The organism is Limimonas halophila (assembly GCF_900100655.1).
GTDB lineage: Bacteria > Pseudomonadota > Alphaproteobacteria > Kiloniellales > Rhodovibrionaceae > Limimonas > Limimonas halophila.
On the sequence record NZ_FNCE01000001.1, the window covers coordinates 294336 to 320776 of the forward strand.

23 protein-coding genes and 1 tRNA gene are annotated in these 26441 nt (G+C 69.2%); 11 read left to right on the forward strand and 13 right to left on the reverse strand.

Features of this window, described 5'->3' with window-relative positions; translation table 11 throughout:
* Positions 1-89 precede the first annotated feature (89 nt).
* The 5 genes from BLQ43_RS01385 to BLQ43_RS01405 form a co-directional block, all read right to left on the reverse strand.
* Positions 90-1595 (reverse strand): NAD-dependent succinate-semialdehyde dehydrogenase, encoded by a 1506-nt coding sequence (locus tag BLQ43_RS01385; protein ID WP_218119082.1) that lies wholly within the window; start codon positions 1593-1595, stop codon positions 90-92.
* Positions 1595-2725, reverse strand: a complete 1131-nt coding sequence (ald, locus tag BLQ43_RS01390) for an alanine dehydrogenase (protein ID WP_090018640.1) — start codon at positions 2723-2725, stop codon at positions 1595-1597. Before ald ends, BLQ43_RS01385 begins: the two co-directional genes overlap by 1 nt.
* A gap of 161 nt (positions 2726-2886) precedes the next feature.
* A complete protein-coding gene (locus tag BLQ43_RS01395; protein WP_090018321.1) occupies positions 2887-3402 on the reverse strand; it encodes an Lrp/AsnC family transcriptional regulator in 516 nt (171 codons plus the stop codon).
* A 288-nt stretch (positions 3403-3690) separates the two neighbouring features.
* Positions 3691-4749: a succinylglutamate desuccinylase/aspartoacylase family protein gene (locus tag BLQ43_RS01400; protein ID WP_245659404.1), complete on the reverse strand. Its 1059-nt coding sequence runs from the start codon at positions 4747-4749 to the stop codon at positions 3691-3693.
* 115 nt (positions 4750-4864) lie between these two features.
* Entirely contained in the window at positions 4865-5914 is a 1050-nt protein-coding gene (locus BLQ43_RS01405) for a TRAP transporter substrate-binding protein (RefSeq protein WP_090018323.1), read from the reverse strand.
* A gap of 166 nt (positions 5915-6080) precedes the next feature.
* Between BLQ43_RS01405 and ehuR the strand changes: the two genes are divergently transcribed.
* From ehuR to BLQ43_RS01435, 6 genes are all read left to right on the forward strand, one after another.
* Positions 6081-7472, forward strand: a complete 1392-nt coding sequence (gene ehuR, locus BLQ43_RS01410; protein ID WP_090018324.1) for a MocR-like ectoine utilization transcription factor EhuR — start codon at positions 6081-6083, stop codon at positions 7470-7472.
* A 112-nt stretch (positions 7473-7584) separates the two neighbouring features.
* On the forward strand, positions 7585-8196 hold the full coding sequence (locus tag BLQ43_RS01415; RefSeq protein ID WP_090018325.1) for a TRAP transporter small permease: 612 nt from the start codon (positions 7585-7587) through the stop codon (positions 8194-8196).
* Between the two features lie 27 nt (positions 8197-8223).
* Positions 8224-9504 carry a TRAP transporter large permease gene (locus BLQ43_RS01420; protein WP_090018326.1) on the forward strand — a complete coding sequence of 427 codons (1281 nt, stop codon included), beginning with the start codon at positions 8224-8226 and terminating at the stop codon, positions 9502-9504.
* 34 nt (positions 9505-9538) lie between these two features.
* Entirely contained in the window at positions 9539-10537 is a 999-nt protein-coding gene (gene eutB, locus BLQ43_RS01425; protein WP_090018327.1) for a hydroxyectoine utilization dehydratase EutB, read from the forward strand.
* 40 nt (positions 10538-10577) lie between these two features.
* Positions 10578-11570, forward strand: coding sequence for a cyclodeaminase (locus tag BLQ43_RS01430; protein ID WP_090018328.1), 993 nt, complete (start codon positions 10578-10580; stop codon positions 11568-11570).
* A 34-nt stretch (positions 11571-11604) separates the two neighbouring features.
* A complete protein-coding gene (locus BLQ43_RS01435) occupies positions 11605-12777 on the forward strand; it encodes a M24 family metallopeptidase (RefSeq protein ID WP_090018329.1) in 1173 nt (390 codons plus the stop codon).
* 177 nt (positions 12778-12954) lie between these two features.
* Here BLQ43_RS01435 and BLQ43_RS01440 read toward each other — a convergent pair whose 3' ends face one another.
* Positions 12955-13500 carry a hypothetical protein gene (locus BLQ43_RS01440; protein WP_090018330.1) on the reverse strand — a complete coding sequence of 182 codons (546 nt, stop codon included), beginning with the start codon at positions 13498-13500 and terminating at the stop codon, positions 12955-12957.
* A 234-nt stretch (positions 13501-13734) separates the two neighbouring features.
* On the opposite strand from BLQ43_RS01440, the gene BLQ43_RS01445 reads away from it, so the two are divergent.
* The 3 genes from BLQ43_RS01445 (at position 13735) to ettA (ending at position 18706) form a co-directional block, all read left to right on the forward strand.
* Positions 13735-15267: a DUF294 nucleotidyltransferase-like domain-containing protein gene (locus BLQ43_RS01445; protein ID WP_176758463.1), complete on the forward strand. Its 1533-nt coding sequence runs from the start codon at positions 13735-13737 to the stop codon at positions 15265-15267.
* A 220-nt stretch (positions 15268-15487) separates the two neighbouring features.
* Positions 15488-16846, forward strand: coding sequence for a 3'-5' exonuclease (locus BLQ43_RS01450; RefSeq protein WP_090018332.1), 1359 nt, complete (start codon positions 15488-15490; stop codon positions 16844-16846).
* A 171-nt stretch (positions 16847-17017) separates the two neighbouring features.
* Positions 17018-18706, forward strand: a complete 1689-nt coding sequence (gene ettA, locus BLQ43_RS01455; protein WP_090018333.1) for an energy-dependent translational throttle protein EttA — start codon at positions 17018-17020, stop codon at positions 18704-18706.
* Between the two features lie 407 nt (positions 18707-19113).
* On the opposite strand, the gene BLQ43_RS01460 is transcribed toward ettA, so the two are convergent.
* Together BLQ43_RS01460 and BLQ43_RS01465 are read right to left on the reverse strand one after the other, a co-directional pair.
* Complete coding sequence (locus tag BLQ43_RS01460; RefSeq protein WP_090018334.1) at positions 19114-19758, reverse strand: MlaC/ttg2D family ABC transporter substrate-binding protein; 645 nt, start codon at positions 19756-19758, stop codon at positions 19114-19116.
* Positions 19759-19781: 23 nt separating this feature from the next.
* On the reverse strand, positions 19782-20555 hold the full coding sequence (locus BLQ43_RS01465; protein ID WP_090018335.1) for an MlaA family lipoprotein: 774 nt from the start codon (positions 20553-20555) through the stop codon (positions 19782-19784).
* Positions 20556-20935: 380 nt separating this feature from the next.
* Here BLQ43_RS01465 and BLQ43_RS01470 point away from each other — a divergent pair.
* Positions 20936-21012: transfer RNA gene (locus tag BLQ43_RS01470), tRNA-Pro, on the forward strand.
* Positions 21013-21093: 81 nt separating this feature from the next.
* On the opposite strand, the gene BLQ43_RS01475 is transcribed toward BLQ43_RS01470, so the two are convergent.
* The gene (locus BLQ43_RS01475) at positions 21094-21948 is read right to left on the reverse strand and encodes a tetratricopeptide repeat protein (protein WP_176758464.1); all 855 of its coding nucleotides are present in this window, start codon (positions 21946-21948) and stop codon (positions 21094-21096) included.
* Between the two features lie 422 nt (positions 21949-22370).
* Between BLQ43_RS01475 and BLQ43_RS01480 the strand changes: the two genes are divergently transcribed.
* Positions 22371-22559: a hypothetical protein gene (locus tag BLQ43_RS01480; RefSeq protein ID WP_090018337.1), complete on the forward strand. Its 189-nt coding sequence runs from the start codon at positions 22371-22373 to the stop codon at positions 22557-22559.
* Here BLQ43_RS01480 and BLQ43_RS01485 read toward each other — a convergent pair.
* The 4 genes from BLQ43_RS01485 to BLQ43_RS01500 form a co-directional block, all read right to left on the reverse strand.
* Positions 22556-23134 (reverse strand): DUF488 domain-containing protein, encoded by a 579-nt coding sequence (locus BLQ43_RS01485; protein WP_090018338.1) that lies wholly within the window; start codon positions 23132-23134, stop codon positions 22556-22558. The two genes, BLQ43_RS01480 and BLQ43_RS01485, sit on opposite strands and share 4 nt — an antisense overlap.
* A gap of 34 nt (positions 23135-23168) precedes the next feature.
* The gene (locus tag BLQ43_RS01490; RefSeq protein ID WP_090018339.1) at positions 23169-23759 is read right to left on the reverse strand and encodes a thiamine phosphate synthase; all 591 of its coding nucleotides are present in this window, start codon (positions 23757-23759) and stop codon (positions 23169-23171) included.
* A 166-nt stretch (positions 23760-23925) separates the two neighbouring features.
* The gene (acs, locus tag BLQ43_RS01495) at positions 23926-25869 is read right to left on the reverse strand and encodes an acetate--CoA ligase (protein ID WP_090018340.1); all 1944 of its coding nucleotides are present in this window, start codon (positions 25867-25869) and stop codon (positions 23926-23928) included.
* Between the two features lie 133 nt (positions 25870-26002).
* Positions 26003-26416, reverse strand: a complete 414-nt coding sequence (locus tag BLQ43_RS01500) for an EVE domain-containing protein (protein ID WP_090018341.1) — start codon at positions 26414-26416, stop codon at positions 26003-26005.
* Positions 26417-26441 lie beyond the last annotated feature (25 nt).

The window sequence follows — 26441 nt, forward strand, 5'->3', positions numbered from 1 at the left end:
TGCCAGCCACCGAGCCCGCAGACGTCTACGTCTGCCAGCCACCGAGCCCGCAGACGTCTACGTCTGCCAGCCACCGAGCCCGCAGACGTCTACGTCTGCCAGCTACCGAGACAGACGTACTTCAGCTCGGTGAACGCCTCCAGGCCGTGCCGGCTGCCCTCGCGGCCCAGGCCCGACTGCTTGACGCCGCCGAAGGGGATGGGCGCGCCCGTGATCTTGGCGGCGTTCACGCCGACCATGCCGAAGGCCAGCCCGCGCGTCACGCGCCAGGCGCGGCCCAGGTCGGGCGTGTAGACGTAGGACGCCAGGCCGTAGGGCGTGCTGTTGGCGCGCGCGATGGCCTCGTCCTCGGTGTCGAAGGCCGCGACCGCGGCCACCGGCCCGAAGGTCTCCTCCTGGAAGATCTTCGCGTCCGGCGGCACGTCCGCCAGCACCGTGGGCTGGAAGAAGCGCGGACCCAGGCTGTTGTCGACGCTGCCGCCGGTCAGGCAGCGCGCCCCGCGCGCCACGGCATCGGCGACGTGCTCCTCGCACTTGGCGACGGCGTCGGCGTTGATGAGCGGGCCCTGGTCGACGCCCGAGTCCAGGCCGGCGCCCAGGTTGAGTGCGGCGACGCGGTGGGCGAAGCGCTCGCAGAAGGCGTCGTAGACGCCGCGCTGGACGAGGATGCGGTTGGCGGCCAGGCAGTCCTGCCCGGTGGTCTGGAACTTGGCCTGGACCGCGCCCTGCACGGCCCTGTCCACGTCCACGTCGTCGAACGCCAGGAAGGGGGCGTGGCCGCCCAGCTCCAGCTCCATGCGCTTAACCGTGGCGCCCGACTGGCTGATCAGCTGGCGCCCGACCTCGGTGGAGCCGGTGAAGCTCACCGCGCGCACGGCGTCGGAATCCATCACGGCCCCCGCGAAGGCGCGCCCGGAGCCGGTGAGCACCGAGAAGGTGCCCGCGGGCACGCCCGCGCGCTCCGCCAGCACCGCCAGGGCCAGGGCGGAGAAGGGCGTCTCGCTCGCCGGCCGCGCGACCACGGGACAGCCCGCCGCCAGCGCCGCGCCCGCCTTGCGGGTGAGCATGGCGCTGGGGAAGTTCCAGGGCGTGATCGCCGCCACGACGCCGATGGGCTCGCGCACGCAGATGCTCTCCGCGCCGGCGTTGTGGGCCGGGATGGTTTCGCCGTAGGCGCGCGGGCCCTCCTCGGCGAACCACTCCAGGAAGCTGGCGGCGTAGGCGATCTCGCCGCGCGCCTCGGCCAGCGGCTTGCCCTGCTCCAGGGTCATCAGCCGCGCCAGATCCTCCTGGTGGTCCATCATGGCCTCGAACCAGCGGCGCAGGATGCGCCCGCGCTCGCGGGCCGTGCGCTCGGACCACGCCGGGAAGGCGGCCTGGGCGGCGGCGATGGCGCGCTCGGTCTCGCCCGCGCCCATCGCGGGAACGCGGCCGATTTCCGCGCCGTCCGCCGGGTTGGTGACGGACACCGTCTCGCCGCTGTCGGCGTCGCACCAGACGCCCGCCAGATAGGCCTGCTCGCGCACCAGCTCGCTGTCGCCGAGCATGGCGCGCAGCCCCGCCGGCTGCTCGGGGCGTTCCGCCGGACTCGCCATCACGCGGCCTCCCGCTGGTCGTGCAGCATGGGGTTGGCATGCTGGGGCAGGTCGAGCGCCCGCGCCACCGCGCGGTTGACCACCGCCCCCTTGTGGACGTTCAGGCCCTCGGCGAGGCCCGGATCGGCCTGCATGGCCGCGGTCGGGCCCTTGTCCGCCAGCGCCAGGACGTAGGGCGTCATCGCGGCGTTGAGGGCGAAGGCCGAGGTGCGCGGCACCGCGCCCGGCATGTTGGTGACGGCGTAGTGGACGATGCCGTCCACGGTGTAGGTGGGCTCGGCGTGCGTGGTCGGCTGGCTGGTGGCGAAGCAGCCGCCCTGGTCGATGGCGATGTCCACCAGCACCGCGCCCGGGCGCATCTTCGCCAGCGTGGAGCGGTCGATCAGGCGCGGGGCGGCGGCGCCCGGCACGAGCACCGCGCCGATGACGACGTCGCTCTCGGTGACCTGGTGCTCGACGGTGTCGGCGGTGGCGTGGATCAGCTTCACGTGCGGGCCGAAGGTGCCGCGCAGCTCGCGCAGGCGCGGCAGGCTGGTGTCGAGGATGGTGACCTCCGCACCCATGCCCATGGCGACCTGGGCGGCGTTGCTCCCCGCCATGCCGCCGCCGATGACGGTGACCTGCGCCGGCGGCGTGCCCGGCGTGCCGCCCATAAGCAGCCCGCGACCGCCCTCGTGCGCCTCCATGCAGCGCGCGGCGACCTGGGCGCCCATGCTGCCCGCGATCTCGCTCATCGGGGCCAGCAGGGGCAGGGCGCCGTGGTCGTCGGTGACCGTCTCCAGCGCGATGCCGGTGGCGCCGCTGTCCATGAGGCCGCGCGTCAGCGCCGGCTCGGCGGCCAGGTGCAGGAAGGTGAAGAGTGTGTGGCGCGGCGTTAGGCGGCCGACCTCGACGGGCTGCGGCTCCTTCACCTTGACGATCAGCTCGACGTTGTCGAACAGCTCGTCGGCGTCGGCGGCGATCTTCGCGCCGGCGGCGCGATAGGCCTCGTCGCCGATGCCGATGCCGGCACCCGCGCCGCTTTCGATCACGACCTCGTGGCCGCGGCGCGTGAGTTCGCGCACGCTCGCCGGGACCAGCCCGACGCGGTTCTCTTCCGGTTTGATTTCCCTCGGCGTCCCGATCCGCATGACGGTGCCTCCCATGCCCATTCGGGGCCTTTGGCGGCCCCCGCTGAACCTGCCGGGATCATAGGCGCACCGGCCCCGAAAAGGTTTTCAAACCGCACCGGGTGCTCGGGAAAGTTTTTGGCGCTGCGCGCCCGGCGCAGAAAAATTTTCTGCGGCCGGATTCAGACGGTCGACCCGGTGTCGGCGGGTTGGCGGAGCAGGGTGTCGAGCGGCGGCTGCGTCTGCTTGATCGCCTTGGTGACGACGTAGGTGAAATAGCGCTCGATGCCGATGTCGCGCGCCAGCAGGTCCTCGATCAGCTGCTGGTAATGGCCCATGTCGCGCGCGACCACCTGGAGCAGGTAGTCCATGCCGCCGCCGATGGCGTGGCAGGCCACGATCTCGGGAATCTCCATGATCGTGGCTTCGAAGCGCTCGAAGTCGTGGGCGGCGTGTTTGGCCAGCGTGACCTCGACGAAGATGGTCGCCGCCGAAACGAGGCGGTCGAGGTCGATGTCGGCGTGGTAGCCGCGGACGTAGCCGGCGCGCTCCAGGCGCTTGACGCGCTCGTGGCACGGGCTGGGCGACAGCCCCACGGCATCGGCGAGGCGGAGCTTCGTGATCCGCCCCTCCCGCTGCAACACCGTCAGGATGCGCAGGTCGAGCGCGTCCAGCCTGGGCTGCGTGCCGCCGGTCATGGTCCTCCGCCCGGGTGGCGGCCGGCGCCCTGATGGTGCGAGCGCCGGCCGGTCCCTAGGGCATGATGAGGTCAGGCTGCATAAGCCTGGACTCTTCATCATGCCCGCACATGAATGACATAGAGCGCGATGCGGCTCGTCAGATGATTCTCCGTCGTCTCATAGCGCTCTAGCCGTGTTCCCTGCCGCCCGGACCCATGGGCCGGGCGATTCCCATCCGGGCGATCTTGTCCCCGTTTCCCCGGGGGCGGGCAAGCTCGGCGTTGTGTGCGCTGCCGCGCCGCCGCGTCAGCGGTCGGTGTCGATCGCGATCACGCCCAGGCAGTCGCCCGAGTTGGCGACGCCGGGCCAGCGCCGGCCGATCAGCATGCCCGAGCGCCCGGCGTGGTAAACGGCGGGCTCGGCGGCGGTCTTTTCGATGTTGTGGATGCGCGCGACCGGTTGCCCGGCTTCCACCTGCTCGCCCAGGTCCACCAGCGGCTCCAGCAGGCCGTTGTCGTCGGCGATGACGTAGGAGTTGGCGTCGGGCGTATCCATCATGCGCGTGCGCGGCTGCGCCGCCGGGCTGCCGTGCCCGTCGGCCTGCGTGATCTCGAAGTGGTTGAGCATGTTGCGCGCACAGCGCTCGGCCAGGGCGATGCTGTTCGGGGTGGCGGTGCCGCCGCCGCCCAGTTCGGTGAAGACGAAGACCTTGCCCGCGCCCTCGACGACGCCGTCGATCTCGCCCTCGGCGTCGAGTTCGTCGATGATGAGGGAGTGCGGGGCGTTGATGGCCTTGAGCGTGTCCAGGTTGCGCTGGAACTGGCGCTGGTCGTGCAGGTAGTGCATCGCCGCCAGCGGCTCGAACGACAGCGTCTTGCCGCCCGCGTGGAGGTCCAGGACGCCGTCGACCATCGGCAGGAGGGTGCTGGTGACGTAGTGGCAGATCATCTGCGTCACCGTGCCCGTCCGGGCGCCGGGGAAGGCGCGGTTCATGTTCACGCCGTCCAGCGGCGAGACGCGCGTGGCCGCGCGGACCGCCGGCGGGTTGAGGGCGGGAATGATGATGACGCGGCCGTTCACGTCCTCCGGCCGCAGCTCGCGGGCGAGCTTGCTCAGCGCGATGGGACCCTCGAACTCGTCACCGTGGTTGCCGCCGGTGAGCATGACCGCGTTGCCGAGGTTGTCGGCGAAGCGCTGGATCAGTGTGATCGGCACCCGCACCGCGCCCCACGCGGACTCGTTCGACGAGTAGGGGACGTTCAGGTGGCCGTGCTGCTTGCCCTCCGCGCTCCAGTCCACGGTCGCTGTGACGCGTGGCGGCAGTTCGTCCGCGTAGGGGTGATACCCCGATGCGCTCATATCCATTCCCGACCTCCCCACGGGTTTAGACGATGGGTTCGGTGCCGATGCGGACGCCGGACATGAAGCGGCCGGGGCGAGCCCCGGCCGCACACGTCCCGGCTTGTCGCCCGGCGTGCTTTTAGTTGGTCACCTCGGCCTCGGCGTCCTCGAACGCCTTGGTGAGCTTCTCGAGGATGCGCTTGCCGTCCTCGCCGGTCATCTCGACGTACTTGTCACGCACCTGCTCGGCACGCTCGCGGAAGACGTCGCGCTGCTCCTCGGACAGCCGGATCATCTCGAGCTCCGGCTTGGCTTCCTTGATCTTCTCCAGGCGCTCCTTGTTGTACTCGCGCTGCTTGGGGAAGATGTAGTCCGTCGCCTCTTCGATGGACTCGTCGAGGATCTGGCGCTTCTCCTCGGAAAGACCATTGTACCAGTCGTTCCCTGTCACGACGGAGGTGGTGAACTCCTGCTGGCCGGCCCAGATCATGTGACTCTGGACCTCGTAGAACTTCATCTCCTGGATCGCGAAGATCGGGTTCACCTGGCCGTCGATCGTGCCGAGCTGCAGCGCGGAGTAGACCTCACCATAGGCCATGGGGGTCGGCGTGGCGCCGAAGGACTTGTAGGCCTCGGTCAGCAGCGGCGAGGTCATCGTCCGCATCTTGAAGCCGTCGAAGTCCGCGGGCTTCGTGATCTTCTTGTTGGCGGTCCAGACCATCTCCCCCTCGGGATACATGGTCAGGATCTCCAGGCCCTTCTTGCGCAGGGAATCGCCGAGATCGTCGTAGATCACGTCGGCGGAATCGAGGACCTTCTTGGTCGCCTCGTCGTTCTGGGAGAGCAGATAGGGGATGGAGAAGACCTGCATCTCCTCGACGACCGAGCCGAGGTGGCCGGGCGAGGCGTTGGTGATCTGGACGGCGTTGGTCTGCACCAGCTCCGTCAGATCGCCCGAGGTGCCGAGCTGGCCGTAGGGGAAGATGCTGACGGTGATGTCACCGCCGGACTTCTCCTTCACCAGCTCCGCGAACTTTTCGGCGAAGGCGTCCTGAACGCTGCCGTCGACCTCCTCGAGGGCGAACTTCCAGGTTTCGGCCTGCGCGTCCTTGGCGGGCGCGGCGAACCCGGCCGCCAGCGCGAGCGCGGCGAGACCGGCCGTGGCAGTGAACGAAAAGCGCTTACGCATGGAAGAGCTACCTCCCTGTGGGTTATAGCCCGGTTGGGGCCGCGGTTGATCCCGGGAATTTCCCCACCGGGCCGCTCCTTGCTTGCGACCCGTGCACCGTGTCGGCTACACGCAATGAAGTATCCTTGGCAGCTTCAATGTTCCGGTTCAAGAGAAGCATTGTCCCATGACAGAATGGCAACCGGATATCGAGGGACGGCCGGGACCGCGCTACCGCGCCATCGCCGACGCGGTTGTCGAGGCCGTCGACGCGGGGAATCTGGCGCCGGGAACCCGGTTGCCGACGCACCGCCGGCTCGCCCAGCGGCTGGACGTCAGCGTCCACACCGTCTCGCAAGCCTACGCCGAACTGTCCCGCCGGGGTTACGTCGCAGGTGAAACCGGGCGCGGAACCTTCGTGCAGTGGCCGCGGCGCGAACTGACCGGCACCTCCGTCACCGAACAGCGCCAGGCAGGGGTGCTCGACCTCTCGGTGGTGCGGCCCGTCACCGGCCCGGTGCACAGCCAGCGCCTGCGCGCGGCCTACGCGGCGCTGGCGGCGGACAGCGACCACACCAGCATGCTGGCCTGCCGGCCCATCGCCGGGCTGCCGCCGCACCGCGAAGCTGGGGCGCGCTGGCTCGGCCGGCTCGGCGTGAAGGTGCCCGCGGACAACGTCCTCGTTTGCAACGGCGCGGCGCACGGGCTGACGGTGGCGCTGGCCACACTCGTGGAGCCGGGCGACATCGTGCTCACGGAATCGTTAACGGATCACGGCACGATCGCGCTCGCTAACGTGCTGCACTTCCGGCTGCGCGGTGTGGCTATGGACGGCGAAGGCATGCGCCCGGATGCGCTGGAGCAGGCCTGCGCCACGCAGCGCGTGAAGGCCATCGTGCTCACGCCGAACCTGCAGAACCCCACCACGGCGACGATGAGCGCCGAGCGCCGCGCGGCCATCGCCGAGATCGCGGCGCGCCACGGCGTCGTCGTCATCGAGAACGACGTCTTCCGCCCGCTGCTGAGCGAGGCGCCGGCGCCGGTGTGGGCGCACGCGCCGGAGTGGGTGTGCTACCTGACCACCTTCACGAAGAGCGTCATGCCCGGGCTGCGTGTGGGCTACCTCACCGCGGCGAGCCCGCTCCAGCACCGCATGGCCGCGCGGCTGCGCGCGACGAGCTGGATGGCGAATCCGCTCACGGCCGAGATCGCCATGCGCTGGCTGGACGACGGCACGATCGAGGAGCTGATCGCCTGGCAGCGGCGCGAAATGACCCGCCGCAACGCCCGCGCCCGCGAGCTGCTGGCCGGCTACACCTTCGCCGGGCAGCGCGAGGGGCTGCACATCTGGCTGGACCTGCCGGAGCCCTGGCGCGCCGACAACTTCGCCCAGCAGGTGCGCCTGCGCGACGTGGCCGTGACCACGCTGGAGCCCTTCGTCGTCGGCCTGGGCGGGGAGCCGCACGCCGTGCGCCTGTGCCTGGGCGCGCTGCTGGACGACGACGAGGTGGAGCGCGCGCTGACCACGATAACCGAGGTGCTCGCGGTGGGCCCGGAGCCCGCCTATCTGAACGTGTGAGCCGCCACCGTCCTGGCCGTTTGTCCAGGTTGTCCAGCTTGCAATTGACAGGTTTCTTGCCCGGGCTACCCTGCGGACCGGTTGGTGTCACGGCACAAAGGTGCCCACTGTCATGGAATCACAGCTTTCGGTGTCGCGGCCGCGGTCCAAGGGTGCCCTGAGCGCCCTCGTCCGGGTGCTGGGTTTCGTGGACACGGCGATCGGCCATCTGGAAGCCGTGCTGCTCGGCCTCGGCATCCTGCTGATGGCGGGCAACACGGTCGCCAACGTCGTCGGGCGCACGGTCTTCGAGCAGTCGATCTTCTTCTCGGAAGAGCTGAACCAGTTCCTGATCGTCCTGGTGACCTTCGTGGGCGCCGGCTACGCTGCCCGCCACGGCCGGCACATCCGCATGTCGGCGCTGTACGATCAGCTCAATCACCTCGGCCGCAAGATCCTCATGGTCGTCATCTGCGCGGGCACGGCGGCGGTGATGTTCTTCCTGGCCTATTACTCGGCCGTGTATGTGATCGACGTGGCCCAAGGCGGGGAGGTGACGTCTTCGCTGCGGCTTCCGGTCTACTGGACGCTGCTGTGGATTCCGGTGGGGCTGACGATCACCGGCATCCAATACGTGCTCACGCTGGTTCGCAACCTGATTTCCGAGGACGTCTACGTCTCCTTCTCGCAGGTTGACGCCTACGAGGACCCGGAAGCCCATACCGGCGCGGACGCATCGGTTTAAGCCAGAACAGCAGGACGGGGCGCGGCGATGGCAACGGCGATGATCATCCTCATGGTGACCCTGCTGGTGCTGGGCTTTCCCATGATGATCCCGCTTTTCGGGGCCGCGATTCTGGCGTTCGTCGTCTTCAATCCGATGCTTACCCCCACCATCATGGTTCAGCAGATGGTGTCGGGCATCTCGCCGACCTCGCTCATCGCGGTTCCGATGTTCATCTTTGCCGCGGATATCGTCACCAAGGGGCAGGTGGTTCAGCGCCTGCTGGACATGGTGATGAGCTTCGTCGGCCACGTGCGCGGCGGGCTGGCGATCACCTCGGCCGTGACCTGCACGCTCTTCGGCGCCGTCTCCGGCTCGACGCAGGCGGCCGTGGTCGCCGTGGGCGGGCCGCTGCGCCCGCGCATGCTGCGCGCCGGCTACAAGGACGACTTCGTCATGGCGTTGACCATCAACGCCAGCGACATCGCCATGCTGATTCCGCCGTCGATCGCCATGATCGTCTTCGGCGTGGTTTCCGGCGCGTCCATCGGCGAGATGTTCATCGCCGGCCTGGGGCCGGGCATCCTGATCCTGCTGCTGTTCGCCGGCTACTGCTACATCAAGGCCAAGCGCGACGGCATTCCGGTGGAGGCCGCGAGTTCCTGGCGCGAGCGGCTGACCAGCATGCGCAAGGCGCTGCTGCCGCTCGGCTTTCCGGCGATCATCGTGGGCGGCATCTATGGCGGCATCTTCACGCCCACCGAGGCGGCGGCCGTGTGCGTGGTCTACGCCCTCATCCTGGAAGTTGGCATCTTCCGCTCGGTGAAGCTCAGCGAAATCCCGAGCCTGGCGCTGTCCACGGGCATGATCACGGCGGTGGTCTTCATCCTGGTCGCCGCCGGCGCCGCCTTCTCCTGGGCAATCTCCTTCGAGCAGATCCCGCAGCAGCTCCTGAGCGGCATCGGCCTGACGGAGGCGGGGCGCTACGAGATCCTCTTCGCCATCGCCATCGCCTTCTTCATCGGCTGCATGTTCGTCGACCCGATCGTCGTCATCCTGGTGCTCACCCCGATCTTCGCGCCCATCACGCAGGCGGCCGGGATCGACCCCGTGCTCGTGGGCATCATCGTGACGCTGCAGGTGGCGATCGGCTCGGCGACGCCGCCGTTCGGGTGCGACATCTTCACGGCCATCGCGGTCTTCCGCCGGCCGTACTTCGACGTCATCCGCGGCACGCCGCCCTTCATCCTGATGCTGCTGGCGGTGGCCGTGCTGCTGATCTTCGTGCCGGAAATCGCGCTGGGCCTGCGCGACCTGGCCTTCCGCTGACCGCTCGTCACACACGAAAGGAGCCTTCCCCGCGATGACCGCGTTCGCCGTCACGCCGCGCGACGTCTACCGCGCGCAACAAACCCTCGCCGGCCGGGTTCAGCGCACACCGCTGGTGCCCGCGTTCGGGCTGTCGCGCGAACTCGGGGCGGACATCTCGCTCAAGCTGGAATGCTTTCAGGACACCATGGCGTTCAAGCAGCGCGGCGCCACCAACGCGGTTGCCAACCTGCCGGCCGACAAGCGCCAGCGCGGCGTCGTCGCGGTGTCCACGGGCAACCACGGCCGCGGCGTCGCCTACGCCGCGAAGCGTCTCGGCATCCGCGCGGTGATCGTGATGTCGCGCCTGGTGCCGGAGAACAAGATCCGCGCCATCCGCGATCTGGGCGCCGAGGTGCAGATCCACGGCGACAGCCAGGACGAAGCGTTCGAGCGCCAGGCCGAGCTGGAGGCCCAGGAAGGCCTGACGCCGGTGCTGCCCTTCGACCACCCCGACGTCATCGCGGGGCAGGGCACGATCGCGCTGGAAATGCTGGCCGACCGGCCGGATCTGGATACGCTGCTGGTGCCGCTCTCGGGCGGCGGGCTGATCGCCGGCATGGCGATCGCGGCCAAGGCCATCGCGCCGGACATCAAGGTGGTCGGTATCTCGATGGACCACGGCGCGGCCATGGCGGCATCCCTGCGCGCGGGCAAGCCGGTGGCCGTGACCGAGGGGCCGAGCCTGGCCGACAGCCTGGGCGGGGGCATCGGCCTGGACAACGCGCACACCTTCGCCATGACCCGCGAGCTGGTGGACGACGTGGTCCTGGTGTCGGAGGCGGAAATCGCCGCGGCCATGCGGCTGATCTACCGGGAGGAGCGCGTCGTCGCCGAGGGTGCCTGCACCGTTGGCATCGCCGCGCTGATGACCGGCCGTGTGGCGGCCGAGGGCGCGATCGGCGTGCCCATCACCGGCCGCAACATCGACCCCGAGCTGTTCCGGCGCGTGCTCGCCGAAGAGCCGGTGGAAACCCTCCTCGGCGCGAGCTGAGCGGCGCCCGTTTTCGCGGAAACAGAGGAGACGACCCGGGATGCCGGAGATCACCATCCTGACGGAGCAGGAGCTGCGCCAGTGCGCCGCCGTCGACGCGGGCGCGGTGGAGATCGTCAGCGACGCCTTTTCGCGCCTCGCGCGCGGCGGCGTGCAGATGCCGCCCGTGATGCGCCTGGACGTGGCCGAGCACAATGGCGAGGTCGACGTGAAGACGGCCTACGTGCCCGGATTCGACGGCTTCGCCATCAAGGTCTCGCCCGGCTTCTTCGACAACCCGAAGCTCGGGCTGGCGAGTGTCAACGGCCTGATGATCCTGCACGATTCCCGCACTGGGGTGGTCCGCGCGGTGATGCTGGACAACGGCTACCTGACCGACGTGCGCACCGCCGCCGCCGGGGCGGTCGCGGCCCGCCACCTCGCGCCCGAGCGCGTCGGCACGGCCGCCGTGTTGGGCGCGGGGGTGCAGGCGCGCCTGCAGCTCAAGGCGCTGACGCTCGTGCGCCCGGTCGAGCGCGCGGTGATCTGGGCGCGCGACGGGGAGAAGGCGCGCGCCTGCGCCGGCGAGCTGGCGGACGAGCTGGGCATCCCGGTGGAGGCCGCCGCCGACGCCCGAACGGCCGTCGAGCAGGCGCAGGCCGTCATCACGACCACGCCCGCGGGCTCGCCCATCCTGCATTGGGACTGGCTCCAGCCCGGGACACACGTCACCTGCATGGGCTCCGACGCTGACAGCAAGAACGAGGTCGCGCCCGCCGTGCTGGCCAACGCCGACGGCCTGGTGGTGGACAGCCGCAGCCAATGCGCGGCCATGGGCGAGCTTCACCACGCCATCGCCCAGGGCGCGCTGCCGGCGGACATCCAGCCGGCGGAACTCGGGCAGGTGATCAACGGCGAGCTTCCCGGCCGGCAGGCTGCTGATGAGGTCACGGTCGCCGACCTGACCGGCACCGGCGTGCAGGACACCGCCATCGCCGTGCGCGCGGAGCGCCGTGCCACGGAGCTGGGCCTGGGCACGCGCGTCCAGGCGTGACGACCCCAATAGCTAACCGACGGATGACCCCGCGATGAGCATTTTCGAGAAAGCCGATTTCGACGCCCGCGTCCAGGCCGCGAAGGACCGCATGCTGGCCCGCGGCATGGACGTCCTGATCGCCACCGACCCGTCCAACATGCACTACCTGACCGGCTACGACGGCTGGTCCTTCTACGTGCCGCAGATGGTGGTGGTGGCGCAGGAGCTGGCCGAGCCGCTGTGGATCGGCCGCGGCATCGACGAGAACGGCGCGCGCGCGACCACCTTCCTGCCGGACGACAACATCGTCGCCTACTCCGACCGCTACGTGCAGGCCAGCGACTGCCATCCCATGGACGTCGCCGCCGACGCCCTGCGCGCGCGCAAGCTGGACGGCGGCGTCATCGCTGTGGAGATGGACGGCTACTACTTCTCCCCGCGCGGCTACCACGCGCTGCAGGAAGGCATGCCGAACGCCCGCTTCGCCGACGCCACGGGGCTCGTGAACTGGATCCGCGCGGTGAAGTCGGACAAGGAGCTGGCCGTCATGCGCCAGGCCGCGCGCATCCTGGAACACGTCATGGACACGGCCTTCCGCGCCATCGAGCCGGGCGTGCGCCAGTGCGACGCCGCCGCCGAGATCATGCGCGCCCAGGTCCAGGGCACCTCGGACCACGGCGGCGACTATCCGGCCATCGTGCCCATGATTCCGAGCGGGCCGGGCACCTCGACGCCCCACCTGACGTGGTCGGACGCGCCCTTCAACGCCAACGAGCTGACGGTGATGGAGTTGGCGGGGTGCCGCCTGCGCTACCACACGCCCATGTCGCGCACGCTCTACCTGGGCGAGCCCCCGCAGGTCATGGCCGAGACCGCTGCCATCGTTGACGAGGGCACGCAGGCCGCGCTGGAAGTTGCCAAGCCCGGCAACACCTGCGCCGACGTCGAGGCGGCGTGGCGCACCACGATCGCGCGCCACGGCCTGGAGAAGGAGTCGCGCGTCGGCTATCCCATCGGGCTCAGCTACCCGCCGGACTGGGGCGAGCGCACGATGAGCCTGCGCCCCAGCGACACCACTGTGCTTGAGCCCGGCATGTGCTTCCACTTCATGCCCGGCATCTGGCAGGACGACTGGGGCATCGAGATTTCCGAGCCCTTCCGCGTCACCGAGCAGGGCGCGGTCAAGTTCGCCGACGTTCCGCGCGGGCTGCGCAAGGCCGTCTAGAGCAGATCGCCGTAAAGCGGAATCACTCACGTGATTCCGCTTGCTCGTGCGTGGACAGCCGCAAGGCTCGCGCGCCGCAGGCGCGCAAACTGCTCGCATAGGAAAAACAGGAACCTAGCGTGAGGTTTCCGACTTTCTTGGCAAACACGATTTCACGCACGATGCTCTAAACGCCTGCTATTCGGGGGCTGCGGTCGTGGTGTCGAGACGGCCGTAGCCGCCCAGCGCCGCGTTGATCTGCTCGACCGTGGGCGGGAGGTAGGGCCCGACCGCCTGGTGCTGGCCGCAGATCAGGCGGTCGACCTTCGGCTGCGCCTCGGCCTCCAGCCCCATGACCAGCTCGTTCGAAATCGAGAGCGGGTCGCCGCCCACACCCCCGCCGTCGCCAAAGCCGATCCCGGCGAGCTGCATGCCGTCGGGTGCGGCGGCGGCCTGGAAATCTTCGCGCAGCCAGGCGACGGTGAAGCGCCCGGGCGCGATCTCGCGCGCCGTGTCCGCCGATCCGCGCAGGTGGAGCTGGCAATAGGGGCTCAGCCGGACGTGGCGGCGTAGTTTCACCTCACCCTTCTGGAGCCACACGAAGCGCCTGCCGGCGGGCACCGAGACTGCCTTCTCCAGAATCAGCGTCGCGCCGGCGGCAAGCGGCGGCGGGCGATCCGGTGCGCGCGCACACGCCGCCAGAAGCGCCGCGAGCGCACAGATCGCGGCGGCGCGTGGTGTCATCGGTCGCTTGCGCCGGGATGGGGCAGGCATCGCGATTGGCCCGTGAAATCATCGTGTCGCCGGAAGATCGGCCGCGTCCGCGCGGCCGGCAATCGCCCGGTCGGACGGACGGTCGGGCAACGCCGCCACATGCCTGCCATCCGCGCGTGGCAACCCCGCCGGGCTTGCGACGCACGCGCGCACTGCACCATTCTCCCGGCCACCACCCGCCGCGACACGCAGGAAGCGGACACCATGCTGCAACCGGCCGCCAGCCCGGGCGCGCAGCCGGACTCCCTGACGGCGAGTCTCACCCAGCCCCCGGTCCAGTCCCAGACCAAGATCCTCGTCCACACCGTCCGCAACCACATGCGCGGCAAACCCATCGTGGCGGCGGCGGACACGCCCGTGCGCGAGGCCGTGGCGGCGATGCGCAGCCAGCACGCCACCAGCGTCGCCGTGGTGGACGACGCGGGCGCCATCGTCGGCGTGTTGACGGAGCACGACGTCGTCCACGGGGTCACCCTGGCGATGCAGGGCGGCGAGGAGCCGGTGACGGCGTTCATGTCGGCGCCCGTCCGCACCGTGCGCGCGACCGCGCGGCTCTACACCGCGATCGGCCGCATGCGCCGCTTCGGCTGGCGCCACATGCCCGTGGTGGACGATCACGACCGGCCCGTGGGCATGATCCGCATGACGGACGCCCTGGCGACGGCGGCGGAGCAGAGCCTGGACCTGATCGAGCGGCTGACGCACGAGGACACCACCACGGGGCTCCAGGCCACGAAGGCGTCGCAGGTCAACGTGGCCGGCTCGCTGCTGGCAGACAACGTGCCGGCGCCGGACGTCCAGGCGCTGATCACCGACATCAACCGCGACCTGCACCAGCGCGTCATCGACCGCCAGCTCACGCAGATGAAGGCGGAGGGCTACGGCGAGCCCCCGGTGGCCTTCACCGCCATCGTGATGGGCTCGGGCGGGCGCGCGGAAAGCATGCTCAACCCGGACCAGGACAACGGCCTGATCCTGGACGACTACCCGGATTCCGAGCACGACCGCATCGACGGCTGGTTCCGCGAACTCGCCGAGCGTGTGTGCACGGAGCTGCACGAGATCGGCTTTCCCTGGTGCAAGGGCTACGTGATGATGATCAACCCGCTCTGGCGCAAGACGCGCAGCCAGTGGCGGGACCAGGTGCGCCAGTGGGCGCGGCATTCGTCCAACAATGCCATTTGCATGGCCGACCTCTTCTTCGACTTCGCCCCCGTGGCCGGACGCGAGGACTTCGCCCACGAACTGCGTCAGGAAGTCGCGACCTCGCTGCGCAGCAACCCGACCTTCCTGGGGCAGCTGCACGTCAATTCCGGCAACAAGCGCGCGGCCGTGGGGGTTCTGGGCCGCTTCAAGACCACCAAGCGCGACCAGGACGGGCGCACGGCGCTCAACCTCAAGCACGCCGGGCTGTTGCCGCTGGTGCAGAATCTGCGGCTGCTGTCGTTGCGCGACGGCCTGACGGTGACGGGCACCCTGGCGCGCCTGGACGCGCTGACCGAGGTCAGCCGCATCTCGGGCGACGAGGCGGACTACCTGCGCGGCGCCTACCGGCACATCACGCATTTGCTGCTGCGCCAGCAGATCGCGGACAGCCGCGCCAACCTTGATGTGGGCTACAAAGTTCCGTTGGATGCCCTGACGCGGCGGGAAAAAGACATCCTTCGCGACAGCCTGCGCGCGATCAACCGGCTCGCCCGCCGCGTGAACCGGGACGTGCTGCGCAACAAGCTCTGACACCGGATTCGCCGCGCGCGGCGGGCGGCGCGGACCGGTCATCCAATCAAGTTGCCCGGATTTCAGCTGAATCGGGCGCTAGGGCACGATGAGGTCGGGCCGCACCGGCCCGGGCTCCAGATCGTGCCCGCACAGAAACGAGATCGAGCGCGATGCGGCTCGGCGGCGGATTCGCGTCGTCTCATTGCGCTCGACGCGCGCCACAAAGGGGCGGGGGACGATGCCACGCGGGCGCCGGCACACGCTGTATGCCTTGGTCACCCTGGCGCTGATCGCGCTCGGCGCCCTGGCGGCGCTGATCGGCGAGATCATGCTCGGCCACGAGCCCGATCCGGCGATGGTGCGGGTGGTGCTGATCGGCGGGCTGGCGCTCGGTGCGGGCGCGCTGATCGGCTTGGCGGTGCTGGTGCACCGCCATTTCCGCCACCTGGAGCGGCTGCGCGGCTGCGTGGTCACGATGGCGGGCGATCCCGACGCCGTGCCCCCGCGCTTCCAGTTTTCCAACGAAACGGAACTGGCCAGTTTCTGGGAATCCCTTGGCGACCTGGCCGGGCGCTACGCCGCCTGGCGCGCGCGGCCGGACATGCGGCTGCGCGCCGTGCTGGGCGCGGTGTCGGAGCCCATCGTGGTCGTCACCGACAGCGGGCAGGTCAGCCTTGTCAACGGCCCCGCGCGCTCGCTCTTGGGCGGCGAGCGGGTCAAGGTCGGCACCTCGGTGTTCGCCGCCCTGGTCCGCCGGCCCGTGATCCGCGCCATTCGCCGGGCGCGCATGCAGGGCGCGCCGCTCAGCACCGAGCTGCGCATGGTGGAAGGGTTGCGGGTGCAGACGCGCGTAACGCCCTTGGTCGAGCACGGCGGCGCGGTGCTCTCCTTCGTCGCGGAGGCGGTGGAGACCAGCGCGCAGGAGCTGGAGGACGACCTGGAGCTGCACGACCGGCCCCCCGCCGCCGAAGCACCCGACCGGGACACGCGCCTGGACAGCCTGCCGGCCACCGTGATCGACACCGAAACGACCGGGCTGGACGTGAAGGAAGCCCGCATCGTGTCCGTCGGCGGCATCCGGGTGCATGGCGAGCAGCTGTACCGCGCCGCCATGATGGACCGCTTGGTGCGCCCGGAGGTGCCCATTCCGCCCCACTCCACGGCCGTCCACGGCATTACCGACGACATGGTGATCGATGCGCCGGCGGCGCCGACCGTGATCGCGGAACTGCGCCGGCTGGCCGGGGGCACGGTGTGGATCGGCCACAACATCGGCTTCGACATCGAGGTCGTCCGCCGCGAGTGCGAGCGCAACGGCATCGACTGGACGCCGCCCTACGCGCTGGACACGCTCTTGCTGTCGGCCGCGGCGATGCCCGACCACGACGACTTCCGCCTGGAAAAGCTGGCGGATCTGTTCGGGATCGAGGTGCAGGGCCGCCACACCGCCCTGGGCGACGTGCTGGTGACGGCGCAGCTCTACCAGCGGCTGCTGCCCATGCTGCGCGATCTGGGCATCACCACGCTCGGCGGCGCCATCGAGCTGCAGGAGCGCCGCGCCGAAATCCGCGCCGCGCAGCGGCGGGAAGGGTACTGACTGCGGCCGCCCACCGGCTTTGCGTTCGCGCGCCGGCGTTGCTAGAACACCGCAACCTCCACGACAGGGCGGAACGACGGATCGTCGCCGGCGCCGGCCCGCGCACGGCAGCCGCCCGGGATGGTCCGTGGGTGTACAGTGAAGACCACGCGAGCGAGGGCGACAGCGCCGATGGCGTACCAATACATCTATGTGATGAAGGAACTGACGAAGGTCGTTTCGGGCGGGCGCTACGTCCTCAACGACATCAACCTGCAGTTCCTGCCGGGGGCCAAGATCGGCGTGGTCGGCCTGAACGGCGCCGGCAAGTCCACGCTGCTGCGCATCATGGCCGGGATCGACACCGATTACCACGGCGAGGCCTGGGCCGCCGACGGCGTGCAGGTGGGCTACCTGCCGCAGGAGCCGCAGCTCGACCCCAACAAGGATGTCGCCGGCAACGTCATGGAGGGCCTGGCGGAAACCAAGGCCCTGGTGGACCGCTTCGAGGAAGTCTCCGCCCGCTTCGCCGAGGATGTCGACCCGGACGAGATGGACCAGCTCATCGCCGAACAGGCGGAGTTGCAGGAGAAGATCGACGCCGCCGACGCCTGGGACCTGGACCGCAAGGTCGAGGTGGCGATGGACGCCCTGCGCTGCCCGCCGGGCGAGGCCGACGTCTCGCGCCTTTCCGGCGGTGAGAAGCGCCGCGTGGCGCTGTGCCGCCTGCTTCTGCAGAAGCCGGATCTGCTGCTCCTGGACGAGCCAACGAACCACCTGGACGCCGAGTCCGTGGCTTGGCTGGAGCAGCACCTGGAGCAGTACAACGGCACGGTCGTGTGCGTCACCCACGACCGCTACTTCCTGGAGAACGTCGCCGGCTGGATCCTGGAGCTGGATCGCGGGCGCGGCATCCCCTTCAAGGGCAACTACTCCGAGTGGCTGGAGCAGAAGCGCCAGCGCCTGGAGCAGGAGGAGAAGGAGGAGAGCGCGCGCCAGCGCGCCCTCAACCGCGAGCTGGACTGGGTCAAGTCCAACCCCAAGGGCGGCCAGACCAAGGCCAAGGCTCGCCTGGATCGCTACGAGCAGCTGCTCCAGCAGCAGGAAGCCGACAAGAGCAAGCAGGCCGCCGAATCGGGGCGCATCGTCTTCCCCACGCCGCCGCGTCTGGGCCAGCGCGTGGTGGAGGCCGAAAATCTGCGCAAGGGCTACGGCAACACCCTGCTCATCGACGACCTGACGTTCACCGTGCCGCCGGGAGCGATCGTCGGCATCATCGGCCCGAACGGCGCCGGCAAGACCACGCTGTTCAAGATGATCGCCGGGCAGGAGGAGCCGGACGCCGGCCAGCTGACGGTGGGCGACACCGTGAAGCTCGGCTACGTCGACCAGTCGCGCGACACCCTCAACCCCTCCAACACCGTCTGGGAGGAGATCGCCGACGGCAAGGACGTGATCGACCTGGGCAAGCGCGAGGTCAATTCGCGCGCCTTCGTCGCCGCCTTCAACTTCAAGGGGCGCGATCAGCAGAAGAAGGTCGGCGACCTCTCAGGCGGTGAGCGCAACCGCGTCCACCTCGCCAAGATCGTGAAGTCCGGCGCCAACTTCCTGATGCTGGACGAGCCCACGAATGATCTGGACGTGGACACGATGCGCGCCCTGGAAGACGCCCTGGAGGACTTCGCCGGCTGCGCCATGATCATCAGCCACGACCGCTGGTTCCTCGACCGCATGGCCACCCACATCCTGGCCTTCGAGGGCGACAGCCACGTCGAGTGGTTCGAGGGAAATTTCCAAGATTACCAGAAGGACCGCATCCGCCGGTACGGTGAGGAGGCGGTGCAGCCCCACCGCATCAAGTACAAGCGCCTGGAGCGGTAAACGCGCGGCGCTTCAAAAAGTGGCCTCGCCCTGCGCATTCGATGGCGGCATGCGCGGGGCGAGGCAACGCGTGCTGTTGATCGCGGGGTGCGCTAGAGCAAATCGCCGTTAAGTGGAATCACTTTATTCAGGGTGTCACGCCCACACCACCGTGGCCGTCCCCGCCTGATTCCACTTGCTCGTGCGTGGACAGCCGGAAGGCTACCACGCCAAAGGTGTGGGACTGACGTGTCGCGCGCCGCAGGCGCCGTAACTGCTCGCACAGGAAAAACAGGAACCTATCACGAGGCTTCCAGCTCTCTCGGCGAACACGATTTCACGCACGATACTCTAAGCTCGACGTGCCGTGATGCGGTGAAAACGGATCGTGCCGCATCCGTCGAACCGGCCCGCTCCGTGCTTTGATTTCAGCTGTCGCCCTTGGTGCCGTCGCGCTCCAGGGCCTTCTGCATCCTGTCGATCAGGGCAGCGACACTGCCGTTGTTGCGCTGAATGACGGAGTTGTACTCGCCGCGCAGGGTAATCGCCATGCTCACGCCTTCGGCCTTGACGTCGACGATGGCGAACTCCCCGTCCTTGTGCCGAACGCGCCAATTGGCGGTCACCATGTTGCCGCTGGTGGGGTCCTTGATGCGCGTGGTGACGCGGTAGAGGCTCGGGTTGCTCGGATCGGGCTTGCCTTCCAGCACCTTGAAGTCGTCCGTGCCGTAGTTGGTGAACATCGGCACGAAGCGCTCGGCGAGGACGCGCTTGAAGGTCGCACGGAAGGTCTTTTGTTCCTCTTCCGAGGCCACGCGCCAATAGCGCCCGAGGACGAAGCGGCTGATCGCCTCCATGGCGAAGCCTTCGTCGAGCATATTAAGGAAGCGCTTTTCGCGCTGCTCTTCGGAAAGCTCGGTGTCGCTGAGCTTCGCGATGGCGCGATCGCCCAGATCCTGCACGAAACTGGCCGCCGCATCCGGGGAGGCCGCGCGTGCCGTGCCGGCCGTCGCCAGCCCGGCGGCCAGCGCCAGGGCAAGAACCGGGTTGATAAGGGAGCGCAGACGCGACATGGGGCCTCTCCTTGGGCGTGGCGTCACCGGGTGCTGACGATCGTTTCCTCGGTGGTCGCGATGTCCGGTCCGGCGTCGAGCGTGTTGTCAATTTTCATCTGGCGGCGCTGGTAGTACAAGCTGCGCATTCGTGCGTAGAAGTCTACCGAATCGCGTTCCAGCTCCTCCAGCTTGCCCAACGCGGCGTGGCGCTGGCGCACGCCGTCGACGCCGAGGGTCGTCAGCGAAAACGTGGTGGTGCCGTCCACGTACGTCCACGGGGTCAGGAAGATATCGGCGACGATTCCCACACCGTCGCGCGCGGACGACGGCCCGAAGATGGGCAGGACGAGGTAGAAGCCGTCGTCGACCCCGTGCACGGCCATGGTCTGGCCGAAGTCCTCCTGGTGGTAGGGATGGCGCTTCGGCACCAGGTCGCCGGTGCCGAGCGTGAAGGTGTTCACGAACAGCCGCGTGGCGCTGTCTCCGGCACGCTCCCATTCGCCCTGGGCAAGGTCGTTCACCAGGATGACCGGCAGGGAGATATGGTTGAGAACGTTCCCGATGATGTTGCGGAAGCCTTCGGGAATCTGGTCGTAGCCCTGGGCGGCGGGCTTGAGCAGCACGGTGTCCACGGCCCGGTTGAACTGGAAGATGCCGCGGTTGACCTCTTCCAGCGGGTCGTTGGGCTGGTCATACTGGAACAGCGCCGCTTCCTCGGACTCCGGCTCCTGACTGGCACAGGCCGTGAGGCCGAGCGCCAGCACGGCGACGGCACCGAGGCTACGTGCGAGATGTCCTGCGCGGCGTGCCCGCATGGCGTCTCCCCTTCCGCCGCATCCGGGATGGCTATCGTGGCTGACGGGTGCGCGTGGATGGGCGTTGGCGTGCCGGACCGGACCCCGATTGCGGGCCCGCCGCGGCGGATGCCGTTCCCCCTGGTGCACGATGTGCACGGCGCCGGGAGGTTGGCAAGGCCGCGTGGCACAGCAAAGTCACGCCCGGTCACACCACTGCCAGCTGCCCGCGAGGGTGGCGGCCCTTTGCGGCATGGGCGTGGCGCCGGTTTGGTGCCCGGCTGACGCCATCATTCGATCAGCCTTGACGCAGACGCCGTGGTGACTAGCTGTGGACGTGTAAACGCTGTTTTGAAGCGGTTGCACACCGCCGCCACGGCGGTTATAGACGGCCTCGCTGTCGGGGAGTAGCTCAGCCTGGTAGAGCGCCGCCTTCGGGAGGCGGAGGTCGTTGGTTCGAATCCAGTCTCCCCGACCATTTTGCTGACACGCGAACGGGCCGGTCCCCAGCGGACCGGCCCGTTTTCGTGCGGGCGTGGTTGCGGTGGTGGTGATAGCTTTACGCGTCCGGCACGAGCGTTTTCGGCTCGCCGGCGGGCGCGTCGTCGGGCGCGGTTCCGGATTGGGTCTCGGGGGCCGGCGCCGGTTCCGTGCTCGGCGTCTGCGGCGTGGCGGTTTCGCGCAGGCTGCGCAGGACGCGGTAGTAGTCCAGATTCGTTTCCACGCCCTCGCGCGAGAGGTCCTGGCCGGCAACGCGGGCGGCTTCCTTCATCCGTCCCGCAAGGCCGTAGACGAGAGCCAGGTTCTGGCGCGCCCGCGGCGGCGCGGTGGGGTCCTGCGTGAGCTTTTCCAGCACGCGGATGCCGCGCTTCGGCTTCCCGCCCAGGGCGAGCGAGAGGCCGAGGTTGTTGCGCAGCGCCGTGTTGTCGGGCGCGCGCTTGAGGCCGGCGCGGTACGCCATCTGCGCCGCGGTGTGGCGGCCCTGCAGGTCCAGCGCGACGCCCTTGCCCAGGTAGGGGCGGTGGTCGCCTTCCCCCGCCGCGATGAGCTTGTCGAAGGCGCGGATTGCGGCCTGGGGGCGGTCGTCCGCCAGCAGCGCCTTGCCGAGCCCGTAGCGCGCGTCGGCCGACTCCGCGAGCCGCTCCGTCGCTGCCTTGTACGCCTTCACCGCCTGTTTCGTGCGGCCGAGCGCGTAGGCGGTGCGGCCCAGTCCCAGCCGCGCCTTGCCGGCGTCGGGATAGCTCGTGACGGCGCGCTCGTAGATGTCGGCCGCCGCGCCGAGGTTGCCGCCGGACTCGCTCTTGCGGGCGAGGCGCATCAGCTCGGCGAGGCTGGGCGTGGTCTCGGTCGTGGAGTGCGGGGCCGTGCCCGGCCTGGGCGCGCATCCCGCCACCAGCAGCACCGCTGCGGCCATACCGGCCAGTTTGCGTCCGCGCCGTCCTGACACCATGCCTGCATTCCTTCTGTCATCGGCTCCGGAACCGCCCGGTCCAGGCTACCACCATCGGAGCACGGCACCCCTGGGCGCAACAGGCGCACCGGGTTGGGCGTGTGGACGCCCCGGTCGCGGCCAGTCCCGCCGCCGGCTCGATCGTTCGGGTTTTACAGAGAGTTGTGCGATCGCGCGTGGGACCGAGCGCAAATGACGCGAAAAAGTCACAGAACGAAAACAGCGGAATAACCTATTCAAGATTCAGTTAAAAAATTTCACGGCATGTATGTTTATCACTGAGAGAAGTGAAGACATCGATTCGATACATGGATTCAGGAACGCGACCGCTGTTAAAATGGTACCTCGATTGGACAGGCGAAGCGACCGGGTGGAGTGCCCGTGGCATGGAACGGTTCGTAACACTGCTGGCTGCCGCCTACCTGCTCGGGGTCGTCGCCGCCGGGATGCACCACGGCATCGGCATGAGCGACCGCGGCTGGCCGGTGCACCGCGTGGTGGCGCCCTCGCTGGCGCACGGACTCGCGTGGCCGGTCGAGGCCGGGCAGGCGCTGGAGGGCTGGTTGACGGTTTAACCGGCCGGGCGCTCGCCGGTCATGCGTGCGGCGAGTTCGGCATAGGCGCGTTCCACCGCGTCGTCGCGGGGCGCGAACAATTCGCCCTGGTCGCCCAGCAGCTCGGCCACCAGGCGCGCGTCCAGCGACGCCTGCGGCTCCACGCTGCCGTCGGCAAGGATGTGCCGCAACGCGACTCCGGGGCGTGTGCGGAGCTGGCGGGCGATCAGGGCCGTGCGGTGACACTGCACCGGGTCGCGCTCGGCGCACATCAGCGCGGGCCGGTGCGCGGCGGCGAGATCGACCACGGCATCGAGGGCGTCGTGGAAATCCCGGCGCCGGGCGATTTCGGCGAAGGTCGCGGCGTCCGAGCGCTTGCCCACACCGCCCAGGGTGTCGCCCATCCAGCGGTAGCCGATGTCGTGCTCGGGCAGGGAGCGCTCCAGCGCCCGCTTGCGGTACTGCGGGAAACGCCCCGAATGCGGCACCGCGCGCACGTCCACCACGACCTCGATCCCGTGATGCCCGAGCAGCGCCAGGAGGTCCCCGAGGTCGTGGTTGCTGTGGCCGAGGGTGTGGATGACCGCGTCCGTCATGGGCCCGTGCTCGCGCCGTGACCGCGGAAAGCGATCAGATGAGCGTGTCGAGCCCGGCCTGGGCGCGCGCCACGGCGGCGGCCGGGCCCTCGGGGTCGTCCCAGACGCCGGCGCCGAGGGCGACGAAATCCGCGCCCGCCTGGGCCAGCCGGCCCGCGTCGTCGGGCGTGCAGCCGCCCATGGCGACACAGGGCACCGTCATCATCAGTTGCCACCAGCGCAATGCCTCGGGGTCGGCTGGGCCGTCGGGGGCGTCCTCGGTGCCGGCGAAGGCCACGTAGTCGGCCCCGGCTTCCCCGACGACCATGGCGGTGTGGCGCGAGCGCCCGCACTGCACGCCGACGATGCCGTCGCCGCCCAGGGCGTCGCGCGTCTTTTTCACCGGGGCCTCGCCGTTGAGGTGGACGCCGTCGGCACCGAGCGCGCGGGCGAGGGTGGGATCGTCCGCCACCAGCACGGCCACGCCGCGCGCCTGCGCCGCCTCGACCAGCTGGCGCGCGTCGCGGCCGGCGTCGGTGAGCAGCACACAGGCGACGTCGCCGGCTTCCACGGCCGCGGCGAGCTGCTCGGCCGGCGTGGTTCCGGGGACGATGAGGTAGAGGCGGGGATCGGGCGCTTGGCTCATGGTTCCGGGGACCTAATCGGGCACGACCGCACGATCAACGCCAGCGCACGCACGTCGACCCTAAAAATGCGGTGGCCATGAAAAAGGGCCGGCGCGGGCGAACCCGCACCGGCCCGGGATGGGCGATCGTCGTGCAAGGGGTTGGACCGGAGCCCAGCAGCCCGGCTTACTTGGACTGCTGATGGCCCCGCACCAGCTCGTCGACCACCGACGGGTCGGCGAGCGTGGAGGTGTCGCCGAGGTTGCTCGTGTCGTCCTCGGCGATCTTGCGGAGGATGCGGCGCATGATCTTGCCCGAGCGCGTCTTGGGCAGACCGCTGGCGAACTGGATCATGTCCGGCTTGGCGAGCGCCCCGATCTCGTGGCGGCACAACTCCACCAGTTCCTTCTTGGTCTGCTCGTCGCCTTCCTCGCCGGCGACCAGGGTGCAGTAAGCGTAGATGCCCTGGCCCTTGATTTCGTGCGGGAAGCCGACGACCGCGGCCTCGGCCACTTTCTCGTGGAGCACCAGCGCGCTCTCGATCTCGGCCGTGCCCAGGCGGTGGCCGGAGACGTTGAGCACGTCGTCCACGCGCCCGGTGATCCAGTAGTAGCCGTCCTCGTCGCGGATGGCGCCGTCACCGGTAAAGTAGCGGCCGGGGAAGGTGGTGAAGTAGGTGCGGATGAAGCGGTCGTGGTCGCCGTAGACCGTGCGCATCTGGCCGGGCCAGGAATCGGCGATGCAGAGGTTGCCGCGCGTGGCGCCCGTCTGCTCGTTGCCCTCGTTGTCCACCAGGATGGGCTGGACGCCGAAAAAGGGCAGCGTCGCCGAGCCGGGCTTCAGCGGCGTCGCGCCGGGCAGCGGCGAGATCATGATGCCGCCCGTCTCGGTCTGCCACCAGGTGTCCACGACGGGGCAGCGCTCGTCCCCGACCGTCCGGTAGAACCAGCGCCACGCCTCCGGATTGATGGGCTCGCCGACGGTGCCGAGGATGCGCAGGCTCTTGCGGCTGGTCTTCTGCACCGGCCCGTTGCCCTCGCGCATCAGCGCGCGAATGGCCGTGGGCGCGGTGTAGTAGATGTTGACGCCGTGCTTGTCGACGACCTGCCAGTGGCGCGAGGCGTCGGGGTAGGTCGGCGTGCCCTCGAAGATCAGCGTGGTCGCGCCGTTCGCCAGCGGGCCGTAAACGATGTAGCTGTGGCCCGTGACCCAGCCGACGTCCGCCGTGCACCAGTAGACCTCGCCGTCCTTGTAGTCGAAGACGTGCTGGTGCGTCATCGAGGTGTGGACGAGATAGCCGCCCGTGGTGTGCAGCACGCCCTTGGGCTTGCCGGTGGAGCCGGAGGTGTAGAGGATGAACAGCGGGTCCTCCGCGTTCATCTCCTCCGCCGGGCAGTCGTTGGAGACCTTCTCCAACTCCTGCTGGTACCAGCGGTCGCGGTCGCCGTTCCACGGGATGTCGGCGTCCGTGCGCTTGACCACGATGACGCGCTCGACGTCGGGGCAGCGCTCCAGCGCCTCGTCGGTGTTGGCCTTGAGCGGGATCGTCTTGCCGCCGCGAACGCCCTCGTCGGCGGTGATGACCACGCGCGCGTCGGCGTCGAGGATGCGGTCGGCCAGGCTGTCCGGCGAGAAGCCGCCGAAGACGACGGAGTGCACGGCCCCGATGCGGGCGCACGCCAGCATGGCGAACGCGGCCTCGGGGATCATGGGCATGTAGATCGTGACGCGGTCGCCCTTCTTGACCCCGTTCGCCTTAAGGACGTTGGCGAAGCGCGAGACCTCGTCGTGGGCCTGCCCGAAGGTGATCGTGCGGTGTTGGTCGGGCTCGTCGCCCTCCCAGATGATGGCCGGGTCGTCCTTCTTTTGGGGCAGGTGCCGGTCCAGGCAGTTGTAACAGGCGTTCGTGGTGCCGTCGTAGAACCAGCGGATGCGCACGTCGTCCGTGCCGTAATAGACGTCCTTCACCTTGGTGAAGGGCTTGAACCAGTGGATGCGCTTGCCGTGCTCGGCCCAGAAGCCCTCCGGGTCCTCGACCGACTGGCGGTACATCTCGTCGTAGCTCGCGCGGTCGACCCAGGCGCGCTGCGCGATGGAGTCCGGAACGTCGTAGGTTTCGACCTGTGTCATGGTGGTGTCGCCCTCCCTGTTTGCGCGGCCGGGGCACGCTCGCGCGGTCGGCCGTGGGGTGTTTTGCCCACGATATCGGAACCGGTGCCGCGATGCACAACCCGGGCGGCGCGCGGTGTGGGTGTGGACGCCGTCAGGCGTCGGTTTCGCCCAGCTCGCAGATGACGCGCCAGGCGTCCTCGCTGATGGGCATGACGGAGAGCCGCGGCTGGCGAATGAGCGGCAGGTCCTGAAGGCGCGGATCCGCCTTCATCTCCTTCAGCGACACCGGCCGGTTCATGGGCTTGATCGCCTTCACGTCGACCATGCCGAAGCGCCCGGCGGGGTCGGTCGGATCGGGATAGTATTCCCGCACCACCTCGACGATGCCGACGACCTTCTTCTGGTTGACGGAGTGGTAGAAGAAGGCGCGGTCCCCCACGCGCATCGCCTTGAGATTGTTGGACGCCTGATTGTTGCGCACGCCGTCCCATTCGGCCACGCTGTCGCGCACCTGATCGTCCCAGGACCAGGTGCCCGGCTCGGACTTCATCAGCCAGTACGCCATGTCGCTCGTGTCGTGCCTCGCTCGC